This is a genomic window from Chitinophaga niabensis (assembly GCF_900129465.1).
Classification (GTDB): domain Bacteria; phylum Bacteroidota; class Bacteroidia; order Chitinophagales; family Chitinophagaceae; genus Chitinophaga; species Chitinophaga niabensis.
In genome coordinates, this window is the sequence record NZ_FSRA01000002.1 from 190,286 (window position 1) to 209,902 (window position 19,617).

Genomic DNA, 19,617 nt, shown 5'->3' on the forward strand with positions numbered 1-19,617 from the left:
CTTGTACGTTTTAGAATGTTACATCAATTCCTACTGTATAAAATTTAACCTGTGGGTAAGTACCGTTACCGGAGCCGGATAAAAGTTCCGGATCAAAACCGGAAGGGAATTTTGTAAATGTCAGCAGGTTCTGTCCGCTGGCATATACCCTGGCCCTTGTAATGCCCGCCTTCTTCAGCAAAGCCGTTGGGATGGTATATCCTATCTGCGCTGTCTTTAACCGCAGGTAGGAAGCATTCAGTACACTAAAAGAACTCAGATTCTCCTTGTTATGTTTGTCCGTGATCAGGATCCTTGGATAGTATCCGTTCTTCACCACTTTACCATTTTCAACAATGGTCCTGTCCAGGTGCATACGCAATCCATTGTTGGGATCGAACGCCCAGAATGATTCAGCGCCTATCACACGGTTCACTTTACTGGCTCCCTGGAAGAAGGCAGACAGATCAAACCCTTTATAGCTCAGATTGATATTAGCACCATAAGTAAACTCAGGGATGGTATTACCCAGCACAATCCTGTCGTCTCCATCGATCTTGCCATCTTTATTCTTATCTTTAAAGATCAGGTCACCAGCGTATACAGGTACACCTGCCAAATGCGGGGAAGCCGCTGCTTCTGCATCTGTCTGGTAAATACCTATCGCCTCATAACCATAATAAGAACCCCATGCTTCGCCTTCTGCATAGATCATGTTTCCTTTGGACGGGTTTTTATATCGTTCCACTTTATTCTTATTAAATGCACCATTCAGTGCTACTGAATACTGAAAAGCTCCTATTGAATGATTATGCTCAAGTAATAGTTCAACACCTTTATTCCTCATGGCACCGGCGTTTGTAATCGGAGCGGGCAATCCAAAGATCATGGAAACAGGAACGGAGGAAAGGATATCGTCTGTATAACGATCATAATAATCAGCAGATATGGATAACAGTTTGTTCCGGAAAAGGTCCAGATCAAAACCCAGGTCCAACTCCGTGGTTTTCTCCCAGCTGATGATCGCATTGCTGGCAAGAGCAGTAGCAGCACCATTTGCTACAATACCGCCAAAATTATAGTTTTGTCCTAATTTTACTCTTTGGAAATAAGTGTAGTCTCCAATATTATTATTTCCCAGCTGGCCCCAGGAACCTCTCAGCTTCAGGTTATCGATCCAGCTAACACCCTGCATGAAATTTTCTTCAGTTACTCTCCAGCCTGCGGATAATGATGGGAACCAGCCTACCCTGTAGCCGCGGGCAAACCTGGAAGAAGCATCCCTGCGCATGTTTAGTTCCAGTAAATACCTGTTATCAAATTCGTAATTAGCTCTTCCGAATATAGATCCCAGCCTGGATTCGATGGCATAACCTCCGTTCGTCATTCCCTCTGTTGATCCGCCATTTAACTGGTCCAGGTCGTTAGAGGGAAAGCCCTTCCGGAACGCCTCGTTCGTGAAAAACTGGTAGGCTTCGCGGGAAGCACCCAGCAATCCTTTCACGGCATGTTTACCAAACTTCCGGTTATAGTTCAGCAAGCTTTGTAAGGTGATGGTTTGCTGACGGGTGATATTATCTGTTACGCTATTGGGGCCATCAACGGTATGCACACCATTACTGTAATAGTCAATTGTTTTTACATGCCTTTTGTTGTCGCCCAGGTCGTAGTTAACACCAGCAACACCTTTCAGGGTTAAACCTTTCAACAGCGTCAATTCTCCGAAAACACTTCCCAGCAAATGGGAGTTGGTACCATTCCTGAATCCGCCTGCATCTACCCAGGCAATAGGGTTCCCGTCTGTATAGCGGTTCCAGGTACCGTCCGCATTTTTATTGGATATCGTGGGTGGTATAAAGTTAATCTGTCTGAAAAACTCTTCTCCTCCGCTAAATGGGGAGATAGGATAGATCACGTTATTCCTGGACAGTGATATATTCGTCCCTACGGTCAACCATTCTTTTACTTTGCTATCCAGGTTGATCCTTGCATTGTAACGTTTGTGGGTAGACCCTTTGATAAGTCCTTTTTGATTGAAATACTCAAAAGACACTCTGTAGCTGGTGATATTATTACCACCGGAAAAAGAAAGGTTGTGATCCTGGGTAGCGCCTGATTCTGTTATCAGGAGGTCTTGCCAGTCTGTATTGGGAAAATTGTAGGGGTCAATACCTGATTTGTATTTGGCAATATCGTCATTACTATATCTTGGAGGCAATCCCTGGTTCCTGTTCGCTTCATTGTATAATTCAGCATACTCATGTGATGGAAGATGATCCGGAAGATTAGTGGTAGCCTGCCAGCCGGTAAAGCCTCTGTAATTAATTTCAGATACTCCATTTTTCCCACGTTTGGTGGTAACCAGTATCACACCATTAGCAGCCCTTGATCCATAGATAGCAGCAGAAGACGCATCCTTCAACACACTCACACTTTCAATATCGCCGGGCGAAACATTGTCCATTCTTGATTCCAACCCGTCCACAAGGATCATGGGGCCCGCATAGTTCATAGTACCGATCCCCCTGATCAATATATTGACACCTTCGTCACCCGGCTGGCCGGATGGTTGTGTAATAGTAACACCGGGCAAACGGCCCTGCAATGCAGCTACCGTATTGGTTGGTACATTGGCGATAAGGTCTTTCCCGGAGACCGTTCCAACAGCACCTGTGAGGTTTACTTTCTTCTGCGTGCCATAACCAATGGCCACTACTTCATCCAGCCCAACTGTTGATCGCTGCAATTTTATGTTCATCACGGCATTACCGCCTGCAACAAATTCCTGCGGGATCATCCCAACAAAAGTGAACAGGATCGTTCCGTTCCGCGGAACACCTGAAAGCTGATAATTACCACCGGCATCCGTAACAGTTCTTACAGTAGTGCCTTTTACCACAATGGATGCACCAGGCAATGGTTCCCCATTATCATCTGTTACCTTTCCACTGATCCGTCCTGCGGTATCCTGGTCTAATGATCTTGCCGGCAGGTAAGTGGGGGTTTCTTCCTTTTGTTTGATCACAATATTCTTCCCTACGATCGAATAAGAAAGTGGCTGGTTCTTCAGAATGGATTCCAGTGCTTTTTCCAGCGGAACGTTTTTAAGGTCCACTGATAAACGGGGCACCTTGTCGATCATCTTATGATCAAAGAAGAACACATACCCTGTTTGTTTTTCAATGTACCGGAACAACTTCTCCATGGTGGTGTTTTTCTCAGAAATAGTCACGTTCTGAGCGGAAACCTCCATACTCACCTGAAGGCATAAGAATAGTAGAATACCCGTGAAAAACTTCATAACATGTCGTTTAAAATAAAATCTGCGCATAGCCTGTATTGCATAATTTTGGTTGTTAGGACAATAGTATCCCTTTCGGCTTCCAGCCGGCATTTTAAGTACCCGTAAAAAACAGTTGATTTGCCCTTATGGTGTTACGATGATCTTTTTACCTTCGATCCTGAAATGCACATTGCTCAGTTCAAGTATCTTCAATACATCCTTAATGTCGCTGCCCCTTCCTATTTTACCTCCGAACTCCCTTCCGGGTATAGTTCCTTCATACGTGATCTCAGCATCATACCAACGGCCTACCTGGCGCATCACACCTTCCAGCGATTCATGGTTAAAGTGGAAATAGCCGTTTTTCCAGGCAACAACTCCTTCCACATCTACATTTTCGCTAACGGACATGCTGCCTGTTGCATTTAATTGTGCCTGCTGCCCTGGCTTCAACTGAACTGCCTGCGTACCTTTATTTACCTTCACCGCACCTTCCAGCAGGGTAGTTTGTATATTCATTTCATCGTCATAGGCCATAATATTGAAATTAGTACCCAATACCTGCACCATCATACCTTTCACGTTCACTTTAAACGGCAGGCCCGGGTTCCTGGCTATTTCAAAATAGGCCTCCCCCGTTAACTGCACTTCTCTTTCCTTACCGGTAAAAGCTGTAGGAAAACGCAAAGAAGAAGCTGCATTCAGCCATACTTTGGATCCATCCGGCAAAATGACCCTGAACTGCCCTCCCTTTGGTGTAGCCAGTGTGTTATATCGCATCTCCCCTTCTGCTCCTTCTCTCACAGCATTGTAAGCCAGTTGGCCGCTATCCAGCTTAATCACCTGCACATTGCCCTGGTTGGCAATAGCACCGTTCCCGGTACTGTCCAGCGTAATTTGAGAACCGTCTGCCAGTGTGAGCACCGCTTTATTACCACCGGGCATTACCTGGTACGGCACACCTTCACTCAGAATCTGCTCACCCCGAGTAGCTGGTTGAAAAAAATAGATCAGACCGGTTACCGCAAAAGCAATGAGAGCTGCCGCTGCTGCATACGGGAGTATCCTCCTGATGCGGGAAGGTTTCTTTGCAGGCTTCCCTACCATAATAGATTGGCGGACAGCCTCCATACGCACAGGATCAGAAAGGCCATGGACCGTTTTATTATGCAATAAGGTGCCGAGGGCAGCCTCCCATTGCTGCCTCATGGCATCGTCCTGCAGGGAATCCAGCAACTGGGAGACTTCCTCCTGGCTAAGGTCCTCACTAAGGAACTTTTCCAGTAATGCGGTAAATGTTTTTTGGTCCATAACAATATAAAGACGCACAACTATATCAATAGGAGGTGCCGGAATAAAAAAAATTACCGAATCTTTAGTATTTTACCCGTCAAGCTAAAGCAAATCTGATGGACAAATTAATCAAGAGAAGGACGGCCATCCGCAATTTATTGATCATAGCAGGAGGGGCGATGGTACTCCCGGCCTGTTACAGGAACTCCGGGAAAGCCAGCATAGCATTGCAAAACCTCACCATCAATGAAGACGAGGAGAACCTGCTGGCTGAATTAACGGAAACACTCATTCCTGAAACAACTACCCCTGGCGCTAAGTCGCTTAAACTACACCTCTTTGTACTAAAGATGGTGGACGATTGCTACACAGCAGATAATCAAAAGCTGTTCATGGATGGGCTGAAGGGATTTAACGATCGCTTTTCGACCCAGGCCGGCACCTCCTTTGCCAACGCTTCCCCCGAAAAAAGGCTGGAAGTGTTAAAGGGCATCCAGGACATCAAGCAAAAAGACGATCCCGTTAAAAAATTCTACGACATCACGAAAAGCAAAACCATACAGGGATATCTCAATTCCAAATACGTGATGACCAATATTGTAAAATACGAATTAGTGCCCGGCAGGTATAACGGTTATTTCCCGGCTTAAAAACAAATACAGTTATGGCAAATCTTACAATAGACAGTGTGAAAGAACGCACTTTTGATGTGATCGTTATTGGTTCCGGAGCCAGTGGCGGATGGGCAGCCAAAGAGTTTACAGAAAAGGGGCTGAAAACACTGGTGCTGGAACGTGGCCGCCCTGTGGAACATGTGAAGGACTATCCCACTACCAACATGTTTCCCTACGAATTTGAACATCGTAACGAGATCCCGCGGAAAGAACAGGAAGAAAATCCGATCGTCAACCGCTGTTATGCTTATCATGAAGATACCCGGCATTTTTTTGTAAAGGATGCGGAACATCCCTACGTACAGGAGAAACCCTTTGACTGGATCAGGGGTTACCAGGTAGGTGGTAAATCTCTCCTTTGGGCCAGGCAAACACAACGCTGGAGCGATTTTGATTTTGAAGGCCCTGCCCGTGATGACTTCGCTGTGGACTGGCCTATCCGTTATAAAGACCTTGCACCCTGGTACAGTTATGTAGAACGTTTTGCCGGTATTTCCGGAAATAAAGACGGCCTGGCAGAACTGCCGGATGGGGAATTCCTTCCTGCTTTCCCCCTCAATGCAGCGGAAGATCACTTTAAGAACGCACTGAAAGCAAAATACCCTAACCGGTATTTGATCAGTGCCCGTTGTGCACATCTTTCCAAACCCAACCAGATCCATTTTGATCAGGGACGGGTGCAATGCCAGAACAGGGTCCTTTGCCAGCGCGGCTGCCCCTTCGGCGGATATTTCAGCAGCAATGCCTCCACCCTTCCCTGGGCACAGAAAACGGGCAATCTTACTTTACGTCCTTTTTCTGTGGTACACTCCATTATATATGATGAAGGAAAAGGAAAGGCAACCGGGGTAAAAGTGATAGATACGAATACAAAAGAAGAAATAGACTTTTTTGCAAGAGTTGTTTTCGTGAATGCCTCTGCTCTCAACACCAATCTCATTCTGCTCAACTCTACATCCAACAGGTTCCCCCAAGGGCTGGGTAATGATAATGGCTTAATGGGCAAATATGTGGCCTTCCATAATTACAGTGCTACCATCAGCGCAGAATACAACGGATTGCTGGAATATAGAACAGACGGCAGGAACCCGGCAGGAGGTGGTTACATTCCCCGCTTCCGGAATGTATACAAACAGGAAACAGATTTCCTGCGTGGTTATGCAGCCGCATTCAGCGCAAGGCGCGCAGAATCCCGCAATTCCAAAGGAATAGGAGAAGAATTAAAGAACAGCCTCGCGAAAACAGAATTAGGGCCATGGCAGGTAGGCTCACATATGATGGGCGAAACCATTCCTAAAGAAAATAATTATGTGCGGCTGGATAAAAGCCAGAAAGATGCATGGGGTGTACCTTTGATCAGTGTTAAGGTAGAGTATGATGAAAATGACCGGCAGATCAGGAAGGATTATTACGAACAGATGCGTGAAATGTTTGAAGCCGCCGGGTTCACGAATATAAAAACCCGCGATACAGATCGTAATCCCGGATTGGATATCCATGAAATGGGGGGTGTACGCATGGGGCACGATCCCAAAACATCTTTACTGAATGGCTGGCATCAACTGCATGCCTGTAAGAATGTATTTGTGACAGATGGTGCCTGCATGACCTCTACAGGTACACAGAACCCAACACTCACTTACATGGCTTTCACCGCACGAGCTGCAGATTATGCGATGAACGAAATGAAGAAGCAAAACCTATAAAACCTAAAGCTGCCCTTTCAGGCAGCTTTTTTATTTTTCGCCGCAACCCAACTTTTACACGATCATGCCCCGTCTTATTGTAGGTATGATCATTGTAAAACTCATGGGCGGATTAGGCAACCAAATGTTCCAATACGCACTGGGCAAAGCTTTGAGCCTGCATCACGAAACCACGCTCAAACTGGACCTCAGCTGGCTGCTCGATCATTCCGCCAAACGCGAAACCGGCTTTGTACATCGTAATTTTGACCTGGATATATTCCGTATACATGTGCCCCTTGCACAACCGGAAGAAGTGAAACGGATCCGCAACCAATGGCTCCCTGTTAAACGGGCAGACCGGCTGGTAAAAAAATTGCTCAGCGTTCCGCAAACCAATATCCGGGAACCTTACTTTCATTATGCACCGTCTGTATTTACTGCCGGCCCTGATGCTTACCTGGATGGATTCTGGCAATCAGAAAAATACTTCAGGCAATACGCCGCTGTGATCCGAAAGGATTTTAATTTCCTCCATCCTATAGGTCCGCAAGCCATCCCGCTTATGGAATGTATCCGGCTGAGCGAGGCAGTGTGTGTGAACGTGCGCCGAAAAGAATACGTGAACAATCCTTACCATGGTGCCATGGATGTGGATTATTACATGCGTGCGGAAAAATATATTCGGGAGAAGGTCAAAGACCCGTACTTATATATCTTCTCAGATGATATAACCTGGTGCGAAGCCAACCTGCATTTTCAATCTCCGGCCACTTTTGTTCCTTTAACGTATGCCGGAGAAAAATACAGGGATCTCTTCAGGATGATGATTGCCTGCAAACACTTCATTATCCCCAACAGCAGCTTTGGCTGGTGGGCTGCATGGTTATCTGAGAACGGAGGCAAACAGGTAGTGGCGCCTTTACAGTGGTTTGCGGGTTTAGGCCCTAAAGACACGCAAGACCTGCTGCCCGAAACCTGGGTGCGTTTATGATACGGCATCTTTTGCAATCACCGTCCAGTCACTGTTGCCAAAACCTTTTTCTATCCAGCGATCCATCTCAGCAGCAATAGCAGGTATAACAGCCAGTGTTCCATTATTATGTTCAACAGTGTTCATGAACAACTGCGTATCCTTACGCGCCATATTCAATTCCCAGGAAGCCTTATCATATTCTCCGCTGCTCATACGCTGGAGGCGTGTAGGTAACATTTGTGCAGGATTCCAGATATCAAACAGCGATCCGATATCCTGTGCAGAAATATGTAAGGCTTTACCAAGAGATAAGGTATCGGCCAATCCTGCTGCAAAGGTTACCAGGAAGCAATTACCGATCAGTTTCATGCCAGCTGCCTTTCCTTCCTCCGGCCCAAAATTGATCAGCTTTCCTGTCATTTTCTCCAGTAAAGGTTTTACTTTTTCAATCACCGCCTGATCTCCGGACACCAGCATGAAGCCACTCCCCTCTCTTGCATTTGCAGGTCCCATAAATACCGGCGCATGCAGATAGGTAAATCCTTTTTCTTTCCATTCTTTTGTACGCTGTATGGCCCCCTCAGCAGAAGTAGTAGTATGATCAATGATCACCGCGCCAGCCTTCAGACCGGGAACAGCTGCAGCCAATACCTGGTTTACGCTGGCATCATCCTTCACAGCAATATGTATATGATCTGCCCCTCTCACAGCATCTGCTGCTGCCGCAAATGCTTTAGCGCCAGCCGCTTCCAGTGCAGTTGCTTTCTCCGGGCTCCTGTTCCATACCTGCACTTCCACTCCTTTATCCAACAAGGCCTTTACGAAATTTGTTCCTAACAGGCCCATGCCTAAAAATGCTCTTACCATATCTTAATTATTAAAGTTTAATTACACGATCGTCTTTTGTGAAACGGGTGTTCTTCACTGCAGCTGTTCCCTGAAATCGGTATTGAAGTCCTACTATATCAGTAGGTTCAGCAGAAAAACTAAGCGTATACGCCTTTGTTCCATTTACAAAGAAATCCATCTGTTTATTTTTCGCTTCCACTTTTAGCTTCACCCATTGGCTCAGATCACAACCAAAACCGGAGAGGTTGGCGTTACTGCTCTTTGCAACTGTACCGTTAGCCACAAGCACAAGGTCTCCTACACAACCTTCCGCACAAAGCGGTATCATGATCATATCGTTTTTACAAAGGATCAGTACTTCTACCCGCTGGCAGGCAGCTGTGCCCTCACGGTACTCGCTTTTTAAACTTGTTTCAAAAGTGAAATGATCATTCCTGATGCCCAGGTCCTGCACATTATAAATACGCAATTTGGGAGGCGAAGGTTGTAAAGGAAGATGATATGCAGAAAGTAATGTTTCGTCAACTACTATCGCACTATCTTTCAGGCTTTCCTCTTTTTTGAAATAAACAGGCACCCCACTGCCCTGTTCCGCCAATGCAAGCCAGCCACCTGAAGAGATCATCAGGTCATGTTCTTTCACGATCTGCTCACCGATGATCAGTTTTGCCCGGAAATACCCCGGTGTATAATAAATGGTAGAGTACTCTTTTTGATCAGCTGGTACGGTTACCTTCCGCCGGATGTCCCAGGACTGTGAGATAGATACCTTTTCGTTGCCCGCAGCACTGGCATCATAAGTAAAGATCACAGAGTTAGGCACCCCGCTGGTTACCGTTGTATTACTCCTGAACTGATAATCCTCCTTATTAATGCGGATAGTGGTGTTTGATAAAAACAACAGGTATACTACAATAATGAGTGGCAGCAACACCGCAAGGCCGTACTCCCACTTCCGGCGGCGGGGTTTGGTTTTCACAGCCATTACAACTTCCGGCTGCTCCGATACTCCGGGAACAGCTGCTGCCTCCCGCCGCTTAAACTCCCGCCAATCTTCATATCCTGCAAACTGCGCCAGGGTATTCAAAGTAGTGGTGGCCGGGATATTATCATACTTCAGCTTTCCCCACAATCTTTTCAATGTAGTCACACTGAGCGTTACACCCGTAGCCTCCCGGATGGTTTCACTGAGTTTTTCGAAATCATAACTTGTCCAGTCATGACTGTCACCCCAGCCCAAACGGGCTTCTGCCAACGCCAGGCACTTTTTTATATAGTTTATCTCAAGACTGTTATTCATTTTAAATGAAGATGTTAGGAGTTTGCAGCTACTTGCACGAACTTGGCGCTCCTTTGAATGGCTATCAATTTACTTATTATTCACATTTGCTGTACCTATCTATTTAAAATTTAAAAACAGGTCATGACAAAAACAGCAATTGTTCTCATCCCGGTCTTTTTCGCCATCATGGCAACGGCCCAGACGAAAAAGAAAGCTCAGCAGGAGATCAAAGTTCCCCTTACTGCTGAAAACTGGGCATTCAAACCCGGCACAGTTGAATTCATCACACACAAGTCAGTGCCCGCCATGAAGCTCCTGGGCGGCCAGGATTCAGCAATTCTGAAAACCATGGATTTCACGGATGGCACAATTGAATATGATATAGAACTGCTTGATCAAAAGTTCACGGCTTTTTATTTCAGGTGGAACAGTGCAAAGGAAACGGAATGTTTTTATTTCCGCCCCGCAAAATCAGGAAAAGGAGATGCGGTTCAGTACGCCCCTTTTATAGATGGTGTTAACCTTTGGGATATGCTTTTCCATTACCAGGCACCAGCCACTTTTGAAACAGGAAAATGGAACCACGTAAAACTCGTTATCTCCGGCAGGCAGATGCGCGCTTATGTAAATAACGATAAATGGCCCTGCCTTTTAATACCAATGCTTGAGGGCAACAATCTGCAGGGTGCTCTTGCATTTGATGGCCATGTGATCATCTCCGGCCTGGTAGTAAAACCCGGCCAAACGGAAGATCTTTCTCCGCAGGAAGGGCCAGACCTCACGGATCACGATACCCGCTATATCCGCAGATGGCAGATCAGCCCACCCGTTGCTGCACCTAAAAAATTTGAATTCAATGATGAGTATTTTAAAAAGAAAGACGCAGTCAGCTGGGATACGATCTGGGCAGAACGCAGAGGATTGGTCAATATCACCCGTAAATATGGTGGCCCTCCTTATCTCTCCCGCAGGCTGGTTTGGCTCAAAACCAATGTACATTCAGCGATCGCGCAAACCAGGAAACTGAACCTGGGTATTAGCGACGAGATCTGGATCTTCGCAAATGGAAAATTCATTGGAACTGACCAGAACATCTATGGCCATCCCCTGATGAAACAACCACAGGGACGCTGTGCTGTTGAAAATGCATCTATGCCTATCCCTTTAGTTCAGGGAGATAATGAAATAATGATCGCCGTAGCATGTGATTTCTATGGCTGGGGAATTATAGCCCAATGGGACAAAGACGAAGATCTGACCCTGAATAAATAATAAAGCCTTCCGCCATGCTTCAACCAGGGGCCGCTCAATGAGGGCGGTCCTTTTCTCTTTGGTTAACCCTCCTTTCACTGGCAAACCACCTTTTCCCGGTTCCTTTCTAAATATTCCATTTTCGGGATCAAATAATTTCTTTTTATTGCATTTAATTACATTTATTGTTATTTTTAGTTACGAAAGCGTATCAATTTAAATGTTATCATTCCACTGAACCAGGCAATTTCACGTTCCCGCTTTCCATTTAGTACCCTTTAATAATCCATTACTTTTATGAGATCCTACTCAAAACTCTTGCTATCCTTGCTTTGCTTTGTGGCGCTGCGCTTGCAGGCACAAACCACACAGGCCTCCATTTACGGCGTTGTTTCAGATGAAAACAAACAACTCATCCCCGGCGCATCCGTGATGGTAAAAAATCAGTCCACCGGTTTTACTTCCCGCACTGTTACCAATTCCAAAGGGGAATACAATATCCGGGAGTTGCCATTGGGTGGCCCTTATGTTGTGACGGTAACCTATGTTGGTTATGCAGATCAGCAGGAAAAAGGCAGTTTTCTCAGCCAGGGAGACGCCACCCGGGTAAATGTGGTCATGAAAGTTTCCGCAGTGACCATGAATGAAGTAAAAGTGGTGGGCAATTCTCTCCGTAACAAAACGGAAAACTTTGGCGCCGCCACTACTGTTACTGCCCGAGACATTTCAAAACTGCCGGTAAATGGCCGGAACTTCACTACCCTGATAGATCTTTCCCCGCTCAGTCGTGGGAGCAATCTATCAGGCCAACTGGCTTCTTCCACCAACTTCACCATTGATGGTACCACAGCCAGGAACCCTACTTCCGGCGGAGGTTCCAACAGCCGTACAGGGGCACCGTATATCATATCCATGGAAGCCATCCGCGAATTCAAAGTGGTGACCAATCAATATGATGTAACCTATGGCCGCAGTGGCGGAGGCACTGTAAGCACCGTAACAAAAGCCGGTACCAATACTTTCACCGGGTCTGCTTTTATGTTCAGCCGGGCAGACTGGCTTTCCAGCCCCAATGATATCCGTGGTGTTAAAAGAACAAATGATTTTTCTACCAATCAATTCGGCTTTTCCCTGGGAGGCCCTATTATCAAAGATAAAGCACACTTCTTCCTTACCTGGGACCGGCAGGCAGATGCACGTCCGCTGCAATTGGCAGACATCCGCACGCCGGACGACGAAAAACGCCTGAACATTACACAATCCACACTGGATCAATTCCAGCAGATAGCCCGCAGCAAATATGGTGTATCCAATGCTCCGCAGTTTGGTTCCTTTGATAAGAAAAGAAGTACGGATGCAGTGTTTGCCCGTATTGACTGGCAACTAAATGAAAAGAACCTCCTCACGATCCGGAATAACTTTATCAATGACCGTAACTACCAGGGCCGTGATGATAACACAGCCATCAATATGTACGAAGTATATGGCGATGCCAATACCTTTAATAATAGTCTCCTTGCCACCCTGCGTACAGTATTGAACCCCAGGGTAACCAATGAGCTGAAACTGCAGCACCTTTATACTTTTGAAGAAAGTGTACCCAATAAACAATTGCCCAAAGAAAACATTCCCCGTGCTATTGTTGAAAGGGTGCAATCCACCATCAATAACAACAACGTATTTACTTCCATCCAATTGGGCGGGCAGCGTTATTCGCCGGAACACTTCTACAATAACATCGTGCAGCTGGTAGATAACGTATACTTTAATACCAATAAAGCTAATTTCACCTTCGGTACAGACATCATGTACAGTCATTTGAATTCGCTGTACGGCAGTGAAATGAATGGCCGTTTTTACTTCACCGGCATGACCAACTTCGATAACAAAACACCCTATCGTTATGCCCGTGAAATAGCCCTCGCCGAAGATCCCAGTCTTAATCAGAATATCCTGAACGCCGGCCTTTATGCACAGATGCAAACACGCCTTGGCCGTGGACTGGAAATGATCCTTGGATTACGGGCGGATTATACCACTTACATGAACAAAGCCAATTTCAACCAAACAGTATATGATCAGTTAGGTGTACGTACAGATAATCCCCTGAATACATTCCAGCTGCAACCACGTATACAGTTCAACTGGGATATCAATGAAAAACACACGGATTATCTCCGCCTCGGCGCAGGGATCTTTGGATCTGATATCAACAACTATGCAATGATCAATAACATGTTGTTCGATGGGACCAAAGTACTTTCCGTTGATATCACAGGAAACAATGTACCAGTACCGGATTTTGTTGAATACAGGAAAGATCCTTCAAAAGCGCCCGGTAAGGAATTGTTTGACCAGCTGGGTCTGGCACGCATCGGTACTATTAATACCAATGCAAAAGACGCCCGCATCCCTGTATTATATAAAGCCAACATTTCCTATAATCACCTCTTCTCCGATCGCCTCAAAGCAGGCATCACCTTCTTCACCAGCATTGCCCGTAATAACTATATGTATGTGGACAGGAATATGGTGGACCAGCCGTACTTCCGATTGCCCACTGAAGGAAATCGTGGTGTGTATGTTCCCGCCGCAACGATCAACCCTACCAATGGTGTTGCAGACTGGACACAGGGAAGGAAAAGCACACAAGTAGGCCGTGTGCTGGAACTGAATGCAGGTGGTAAAGTAAACCAGTATGCTTTTGTAGTGGATGCAAACTGGCGTTATTTCAGAGATGGTGAAATCACCTTCAGCTACACCTGGAATGATGCAAAAGATAACACCTCTTTTAATGGAGACGTTGCCAATACCGCCACGTTGTCCCTCATGGTGAAAGAGGATCCCCGTAACCTGAGCCTCATGAGCTATTCGGACAACCAGTTCCGTCATAAAGTAGTGTTCTATGGTACATTACCCAGCTGGAAAGGTTTCAGTGTTGGCGTAAGGTATTCCGGGCTTGGTGGCACCCGCTACTCCCTTGCAGTGAACGGTAATGTGAATGGAGACTTTGTAAACTCCAACGATCTGGCTTACATATTTGATGTAAATAATCCGGCTGTACCTGAAAAATACCGCACCGGTATCACGAACATCCTGAACAATCCAAGTGTAGATAACAGTCTGAAAGATTACATCCGTAAAAGCATGGGCACCATTGCAGAACGGAATGCTGGCATCAACGGTTTCTATGGCATATGGGACCTTCGTATCGGCAAAAAGTTCAATATTTATAAAAGCCACAATATCGAGATCTCCGGCGATCTCTTTAACGTAGCCAATCTCCTGGATAAAGGCTGGGGCACTAACAAATCCCTCGGAAAACAAAACATCTATTCGCTCGGAGGATTCGATGCAGCCACCAGCGCATATAATTATAATGTGAATGTAAATACCGGTGTAGTAACGCCATCGGGTAACCCCTGGCAGATACAGTTTGGTATACGTTATGGATTTTAAGATACAAAGGCTCCGTAAACCGGAGCCTTTTTTAATTCACAATTTTATAATATCACTCTAAACACGGTTCACTGTAGTTTTACCCACGAAATGGACACGCCGTATTTTGGAGAATGCTTATCAGATCAGATTGACCTGAGTGGTTTTGATGCTTTGTATCATCAATATCACCAGGCGGTATATGCCAATATATGGAAGATCGTGAAACAGCACGAAGCGGCTGAAGACATTCTCCAGGAGGTTTTCCTGGCGCTCTGGGAAAACCGGGTAAAGCTCCGGCCTGCCAAAGTTGCCGGCTGGTTGTTTGTTACCAGCTTCAACAAATCCCTCAAATACCTTAAGCAAAAAGAAAGGCAACAGGTACCGCTTAACACCACAGACATCTACCCTGAAGAGCCGGTTAATGAAGAGTTATACACCTTCCGTTTATCCATCGTGGAAGAAGCAGTAAATCACTTACCAGACCGGAAAAAAGAAGTATTCAGGCTCTGCCGCTATGAAGGAAAATCGTATGACGAAGTAGCAAACATCCTGGGCATTTCCGTTACTTCTGTAAAAGATTACCTCAAACAATCTACCCGTTTTATTAAAGACTACATCTCTCATCACCAGGCGGAAGGCCTTGCCACCGGCGCTTCTCTGCTCCTTTTCTATCTCAGCTGATGCACATAACAATTTCGTAACACCAAACGGCATCCCCTTTTTTGCAGTTCAGGGTATTTATCTCGAAACCACAGAACGCATGACATTAAAAAAGAACGAACGAAGGGAGAAAGCCCGCCTGAAGCAGGAATTTGAAGACTTCCTTCAATCCGGCGATTCCATTCTTCCTCCGAAAAGGTCAGCGCTGCTGCTGGAAAAATTGCATAATTCTATCATTGAAAGAGAAAATACATCCAGACGTATTTTTAAGATCTCTGCAAAATGGACAGCAGCTGCAGCCATGATACTATTAACCGCTGGTGCCCTGTGGCTTCATTATAATACAGATCGAAAACCTACACCTGTTACAGCTGCTGTTGAAATAAAGAAAGATCTGCTGATCGTTGAATCCAACAAGAGCGATAGCGTTCGCCGTTTTGTATTGTCAGACAGCTCTGTTGTGAAATTAGCACAAGGGAGTTCCATCAGCTATCATGCCTCGTTTAACACAGGCAGGCGGGATATAAGGCTTTCAGGAAAGGCCATATTTGAAGTAAGGAAAAATGCAGCAAGGCCCTTTACCGTCTATGCAGGAAATATCAGCACCACAGTATTAGGTACCCGCTTTATGATGAACACATTGCTGCAGAATAAAGTGAGCGTAAGATTGTTTGAAGGGAAAGTGGTGATCCGTTCTGCCGTAGGAACTTTCGGTATGAAGGATGTATACCTCAAGCCCGGAGAACAGTTTGTGATGGATAACCGTTCCAGGCAGTTCACGGTAAAGTCTTTCAGAGAACCTGTCAATAATATTCCGTTACCGGTTCAGGTAACAGATACTACCAGCATATCACTCGAATTCAATCAGGAATCATTGGGAAAAGTATTAGCCAGCATAGGAAAACAATATAATGTAGAATTCAAGTTCAGCGACGACAGCTTTAACAACATGCTGATAACAGGTAAACTCCTGCCATCTGATTCATTAGACGTAGTGCTTTCAATGCTGGGGAACATCAATGGACTGGCATTTAAAAAAGTGGACAATAATAAGATAGAAGTAGCCAGGATTCAATAAGAAAAAATTAACCCCTTAAAAAACATGCCCATTCGGAGCATGCGGGGAAACTATTGTCAAAACAGAAAAAACAATATGATGAAATTCAGATCTCTAACAATCAAATGGTGGCTATGCCTGCTAGCATGTGCCTTTTCAATTTCATTGAAAGCACAGGAGAAACCACAACTTACCGGTATTGTGACATCCGAAAAAGGAGAAATACTGATAGGTGTTGGTGTAAGTATTGTTGCAGCAGGCACTACCGAAAAACAAAATCTCTCTACCAATGAAAAAGGTGTATTTACGGTATCAGGCCTGAAACCCGGTAATAAATACCAGTTCACATTTTCCTTCATGGGGTACGAAAAGTATGTGATCAAAGATTTCGTTATTAAAGCCGGCGCTAATAATTCATTGATCATACGCATGAAGGAAGCGCCCGCCGATCTCAATGAAGTAGTAGTGATCGGATATGGGTCCGTACTTAAAAAAGACCTGACGGGTGCCATCTCAACAATAAAATCCGAGAAGATAACAGAGGTGGCTGTAACCAATGTTACGCAAGCACTCCAGGGCCGTGTAGCTGGTGTAATGGCACAAACAACTTCCTGGAAACCAGGTACCGCTACACAGGTAAGGATAAGGGGCGCACGTTCCATCAATGCCTCTAATGAAGTATTATACGTGGTAGATGGTATGCCCCTAACAGATGGTGCAGATCAGATCAACCCGAACGACATTGAAACCATCAACGTGTTAAAAGATGCTTCTGCTACTGCGATATATGGTAACAGGGGCGCAAATGGTGTGATCATCATTACTACCAAGAAAGGCAAGGTTGGAATGACCACCGTAGAGTATAACGGTTACTATGGCGTACAAAAGAACCGCCCCATGCCTGAACTAATGAATGCGGCAGAGTTTGTTGAGTATTCCCGCGAGGCGCAACGTAATACATTGGGTGGTGCTTATGATCCTAAACCCAGCCGCGATCTCGATTTCAAGAATGATCAACTCGTGGCCACTCCCTACATGCTGAAGAACATGGAAAATGCATGGGCAAGCGGTACTTATGACCCTTCTAAACTGGTGAGCACAGACTGGATGAGTTTGGGTCTTCGTACCGGCAGCATGCAGGACCATCAGCTGAGTGTACGCGGCGGAACAGAAAAAACCAAACTCCTGTTATCCGTTGATTACTTCAACAACGTAGGTGTAGTAAAAGATCAGGATTACACACGTTATAGCATTCGCGCCAACATCGATCACAGTATCAGGGATAATATCAAAATAGGTACACAGTCCCTTTTTACCAGCTCACAATTAAATGCTGGCTGGAATGAGATCTTTGATACGTATGGATTAAAAAGTTTTAACCCTATCGCTTCTCCTTATGGGGCAGACGGGAAAACACTGGCATTATATCCCACTAACAACACCCGTACGCCCAACCCATTAACCAATTTTGGTAATACCAAACGCCTGGTGAAACAGGATCGTTACATCGGGAATTACTACCTGGATGTATCTTTCCTGAACGGGTTCAATCTAAGGTCTAATGTGGGCCTCGATTACCGTGGCACACAAAACCTCAACTTCAACAAAGCCAATACTGCTTCCGCAGGAGGTGAAGCCCCATCCAGTACATCTAATGGCGGTAACAAAAAACTCATGTACAGTTGGGAGAACATCCTGAGCTATAATAAATCTATCGGTGATCACAACCTCTACGCAACTCTGGTACAATCCATACAATCTGAAACAACTGAAAGTTATGGTGTTTCCGTGAGGGACCTCCCCTATGATCAGCAGTTGTACTATAATGTAGGGAGCGCCTTAACCATAAGCGGCGTTTCCAGCGGTTACTCACGTTCCACGCTGGCTTCCTTTATGGGAAGGCTCAATTACAACTATAAAAATAAATACCTCGCTACTGTTTCTACCCGTTATGATGGTTCTTCTGTACTGGCAGTAGGCCACAAATGGGTAGCATTCCCTTCCGTAGCATTGGCATGGCGCCTGAAAGGTGAGAATTTCCTGAAAGATGTAAAAGCGATCACAGATCTGAAACTCCGTTTAGGCTGGGGCAGAACTGGTAACTCCGGTGGTGTGTCGCCTTATATTACCTGGGGTAGCCTGTCCACCGTAAGGTATGTATACGGTGAAACTTCCAAACTGGGCTTTGCACCTACAGACATGATCAATCCTAACCTTGGCTGGGAAACTACCGGGCAATATAATATAGGACTTGATTTCTCTTTGCTCAGGGGCCGTATTTCCGGTAGTATTGAAGCATATCAGCAAAATACCAGCGATCTGTTGCTGGACCAGCAATTGCCCACTGTGTCCGGATTTGACAAGATACTCGTGAACATTGGTAAAACAACCAATAAAGGATTTGAAGTAACCATCAACACCGTGAATGTATCTACCAGGAAATTAAAATGGAGTACGGACTGGATCTTTGCTACCAACAAACAACGGATCGTAGAACTGTACAACGGTAAAAATGACGACCTGGCATCCGGTTGGTTTATCGGTCAGCCTGTTAAAGTGGCGTATGACCTGAAGCCAAATGGTATCTGGCAGGATACAGATGCAGATAAAGCAGAGATGGCCAAGTTTGCTGTCAATGGCGCTGTATACAAACCAGGAGATGTCAGACCGCTCGACCTGAATCACGACTATAAGATCGATGCGGCAGACAGGTCCATCTTTGGTCAGGCGGATCCGAAATGGACAGCCAGTTTAGGCAACAACATTCAGTATGGTAATTTCGATGCCTCCGTTTTCATCTATGCCAACGTAGGCCAGACTATTTATCACGATCTGGATATGCGTTTCGATGGTCGTTACAATCAACCTAAACTGGATTACTGGACGCCTAATAATCCAAGCAAGACCTATCCCCGTCCCTTCCTCGGTTCAGCCGGTTTAAGCTACTTGAGTATCTTGAACTATTACGACGGTTCTTTCCTGCGCGTGAAGAATATTTCTCTTGGTTATACACTCCCTGCTCCTCTTGTACAAAAAGCACATTTACAGAAGTTCAGGATCTATGGCAGTGTACAGAATCCTTTTGTGGTTACCAAGTTCCCCGGCACCGATCCCGAAGGAGCTACCGGCTTTAAGGAACCAAGCTTAACCATGTACCTGGTGGGTGTGAATGTAGGTTTCTAATATT

General features: G+C 45.5%; 12 protein-coding genes. 8 read left to right on the forward strand and 4 right to left on the reverse strand.

Translation table 11 applies throughout. The features are described 5' to 3' along the window. Window positions 1–10: 10 nt before the first annotated feature. On the reverse strand, window positions 11–3,280 hold the full coding sequence (locus tag BUR42_RS17700; protein ID WP_159442296.1) for a TonB-dependent receptor: 3,270 nt from the start codon (window positions 3,278–3,280) through the stop codon (window positions 11–13). Between the two features lie 126 nt (window positions 3,281–3,406). Beyond that, complete coding sequence (locus BUR42_RS17705; protein ID WP_074240777.1) at window positions 3,407–4,573, reverse strand: FecR family protein; 1,167 nt, start codon at window positions 4,571–4,573, stop codon at window positions 3,407–3,409. A 98-nt stretch (window positions 4,574–4,671) separates the two neighbouring features. Between BUR42_RS17705 and BUR42_RS17710 the strand changes: the two genes are divergently transcribed. The 3 genes from BUR42_RS17710 (at window position 4,672) to BUR42_RS17720 (ending at window position 7,908) form a co-directional block, all read left to right on the forward strand. Then, window positions 4,672–5,205: a gluconate 2-dehydrogenase subunit 3 family protein gene (locus BUR42_RS17710; protein WP_084185677.1), complete on the forward strand. Its 534-nt coding sequence runs from the start codon at window positions 4,672–4,674 to the stop codon at window positions 5,203–5,205. A gap of 14 nt (window positions 5,206–5,219) precedes the next feature. Then, window positions 5,220–6,935: a GMC oxidoreductase gene (locus BUR42_RS17715; protein ID WP_074240778.1), complete on the forward strand. Its 1,716-nt coding sequence runs from the start codon at window positions 5,220–5,222 to the stop codon at window positions 6,933–6,935. Between the two features lie 64 nt (window positions 6,936–6,999). Next, a complete protein-coding gene (locus BUR42_RS17720; protein WP_084185678.1) occupies window positions 7,000–7,908 on the forward strand; it encodes an alpha-1,2-fucosyltransferase in 909 nt (302 codons plus the stop codon). Here BUR42_RS17720 and BUR42_RS17725 read toward each other — a convergent pair. Next, entirely contained in the window at window positions 7,903–8,757 is an 855-nt protein-coding gene (locus tag BUR42_RS17725) for an NAD(P)-dependent oxidoreductase (RefSeq protein WP_074240779.1), read from the reverse strand. The two genes, BUR42_RS17720 and BUR42_RS17725, sit on opposite strands and share 6 nt — an antisense overlap. Window positions 8,758–8,767: 10 nt before the next feature. Then, window positions 8,768–10,039, reverse strand: a complete 1,272-nt coding sequence (locus BUR42_RS17730; protein WP_074240780.1) for a hypothetical protein — start codon at window positions 10,037–10,039, stop codon at window positions 8,768–8,770. A gap of 123 nt (window positions 10,040–10,162) precedes the next feature. Between BUR42_RS17730 and BUR42_RS17735 the strand changes: the two genes are divergently transcribed. The 5 genes from BUR42_RS17735 (at window position 10,163) to BUR42_RS17755 (ending at window position 19,613) form a co-directional block, all read left to right on the forward strand. Continuing rightward, complete coding sequence (locus BUR42_RS17735; protein WP_074240781.1) at window positions 10,163–11,293, forward strand: LamG domain-containing protein; 1,131 nt, start codon at window positions 10,163–10,165, stop codon at window positions 11,291–11,293. A gap of 276 nt (window positions 11,294–11,569) precedes the next feature. Beyond that, entirely contained in the window at window positions 11,570–14,731 is a 3,162-nt protein-coding gene (locus tag BUR42_RS17740) for a TonB-dependent receptor (protein ID WP_074240782.1), read from the forward strand. Between the two features lie 90 nt (window positions 14,732–14,821). Further along, window positions 14,822–15,394, forward strand: a complete 573-nt coding sequence (locus BUR42_RS17745; protein ID WP_074240783.1) for an RNA polymerase sigma factor — start codon at window positions 14,822–14,824, stop codon at window positions 15,392–15,394. Window positions 15,395–15,473: 79 nt separating this feature from the next. After that, window positions 15,474–16,451: a FecR family protein gene (locus tag BUR42_RS17750; protein WP_074240784.1), complete on the forward strand. Its 978-nt coding sequence runs from the start codon at window positions 15,474–15,476 to the stop codon at window positions 16,449–16,451. A 75-nt stretch (window positions 16,452–16,526) separates the two neighbouring features. Next, window positions 16,527–19,613 (forward strand): SusC/RagA family TonB-linked outer membrane protein, encoded by a 3,087-nt coding sequence (locus BUR42_RS17755; protein WP_159442297.1) that lies wholly within the window; start codon window positions 16,527–16,529, stop codon window positions 19,611–19,613. Window positions 19,614–19,617 lie beyond the last annotated feature (4 nt).

What these genes read in the sequence shown, in the direction of transcription:
- BUR42_RS17740 (WP_074240782.1), top strand. Translation starts at nt 11,570, where the DNA reads ATGAGATCCTACTCAAAACTCTTGCTATCCTTGCTTTGCTTTGTGGCG.
- BUR42_RS17755 (WP_159442297.1), top strand. Translation starts at nt 16,527, where the DNA reads ATGATGAAATTCAGATCTCTAACAATCAAATGGTGGCTATGCCTGCTA.
- BUR42_RS17730 (WP_074240780.1), bottom strand. Translation starts at nt 10,039, where the DNA reads ATGAATAACAGTCTTGAGATAAACTATATAAAAAAGTGCCTGGCGTTG.
- BUR42_RS17715 (WP_074240778.1), top strand. Translation starts at nt 5,220, where the DNA reads ATGGCAAATCTTACAATAGACAGTGTGAAAGAACGCACTTTTGATGTG.
- BUR42_RS17745 (WP_074240783.1), top strand. Translation starts at nt 14,822, where the DNA reads ATGGACACGCCGTATTTTGGAGAATGCTTATCAGATCAGATTGACCTG.
- BUR42_RS17705 (WP_074240777.1), bottom strand. Translation starts at nt 4,573, where the DNA reads ATGGACCAAAAAACATTTACCGCATTACTGGAAAAGTTCCTTAGTGAG.
- BUR42_RS17725 (WP_074240779.1), bottom strand. Translation starts at nt 8,757, where the DNA reads ATGGTAAGAGCATTTTTAGGCATGGGCCTGTTAGGAACAAATTTCGTA.
- BUR42_RS17710 (WP_084185677.1), top strand. Translation starts at nt 4,672, where the DNA reads ATGGACAAATTAATCAAGAGAAGGACGGCCATCCGCAATTTATTGATC.
- BUR42_RS17720 (WP_084185678.1), top strand. Translation starts at nt 7,000, where the DNA reads ATGCCCCGTCTTATTGTAGGTATGATCATTGTAAAACTCATGGGCGGA.
- BUR42_RS17700 (WP_159442296.1), bottom strand. Translation starts at nt 3,280, where the DNA reads ATGAAGTTTTTCACGGGTATTCTACTATTCTTATGCCTTCAGGTGAGT.
- BUR42_RS17735 (WP_074240781.1), top strand. Translation starts at nt 10,163, where the DNA reads ATGACAAAAACAGCAATTGTTCTCATCCCGGTCTTTTTCGCCATCATG.
- BUR42_RS17750 (WP_074240784.1), top strand. Translation starts at nt 15,474, where the DNA reads ATGACATTAAAAAAGAACGAACGAAGGGAGAAAGCCCGCCTGAAGCAG.